This is a genomic window from Streptomyces calidiresistens (assembly GCF_014141525.1).
GTDB lineage: Bacteria > Actinomycetota > Actinomycetes > Streptomycetales > Streptomycetaceae > Streptomyces > Streptomyces calidiresistens.
Window position 1 is genome coordinate 1 of record NZ_VKHS01001287.1, and the last position, 985, is coordinate 985.

Consider the following 985-nt stretch of genomic DNA (forward strand, 5'->3'; position numbering starts at 1 on the left):
TCCCCGGAACCCGCCCCCCGCCGGGCGCGCCCGGCGCGCGGACGCCGAACGCAACCGCCGCGCGATCATCGAGGCCGCCAACGCCGTGCTCGCCGAGCAGGGCAGCGCCGTGGACGTGCGCGAGATCGCCCGGCGCAGCGGCGTCGGCATGGGCACCCTCTACCGCCACTTCCCCACCAAGGACGACCTGCTGCGCACCGTGCTGGAAGGGGAGTTCACCACCTGGGCCGGCGCCGCCCACCGGGCGGCGGACGAGACCGACGACCCCCGCCGGGCCCTGCGCGAGTTCTTCGAGAACGCCCTGGAGTACTGGGCCCGGCACCGGGCCGTCGTCGAACACTGCGGCAGTGCCTGGACCGCGCCCGCCCCGCCCGAACCCGCCTGCACCCACCTGCTCACACCCGTCATCGACGAGTTGCGCACGCGTGCGCTGGAGGCCGGGGCCCTGCGCCCCGACGTCACCACCGAGGACCTGTCGCTCCTCCTCGCCGCCCTCGGCCGGCGGCTCCCAGCACAGCCGGCGCACGGTGTCGGGGGTCAGCAGGTTCTCCTGCGGCAGGTTCAACTCCTCCGCGCGGGCCGTCACGGCGGTGCGGGCCGCGGTGAGGCGGGCCGCCGCGGCGGGATCCTTCTCCGCCCACGCCCGGGGCGGCGGCGGACCGTTCGGCTGCCGCCCCGGCTGCGGCAGCTCCGATTCCGGCAGTTCGGCCGCCCGCCGCACGGCGTCCAACCACTGCTGGAGCCGGCGCCGCCCCATCCGGGGCCCGAAGCCGGGCAGGGCCGCCAGCTCCCGCAGATCCCGGGGCATCGCCTGCGCCGCCGCCACGATCGCCGCGTCCGAGAGGACCTTGCCCGGCGACAGGTCGCGCTCCCGTGCCATGGCGTCCCGGGCCCACCACAGCTCCCGCACCGCCGCCAGCTGTCGGCGCCGGCGCACCTTGTGCATGCCGGAGGTCCGCCGCCAGGGGTCCTGACGGGGTGGGGC

At 77.4% G+C, this 985-nt stretch carries 2 pseudogenes; one reads left to right on the forward strand and one right to left on the reverse strand.

Features of this window, described 5'->3' with window-relative positions:
* Positions 1-115: 115 nt before the first annotated feature.
* Positions 116-445: pseudogene (locus FOE67_RS30550) on the forward strand (TetR/AcrR family transcriptional regulator); the annotation flags it as partial.
* Positions 446-490: 45 nt separating this feature from the next.
* Here FOE67_RS30550 and FOE67_RS29820 read toward each other — a convergent pair.
* Positions 491-985, reverse strand: a pseudogene (locus tag FOE67_RS29820) (HRDC domain-containing protein); the annotation flags it as partial.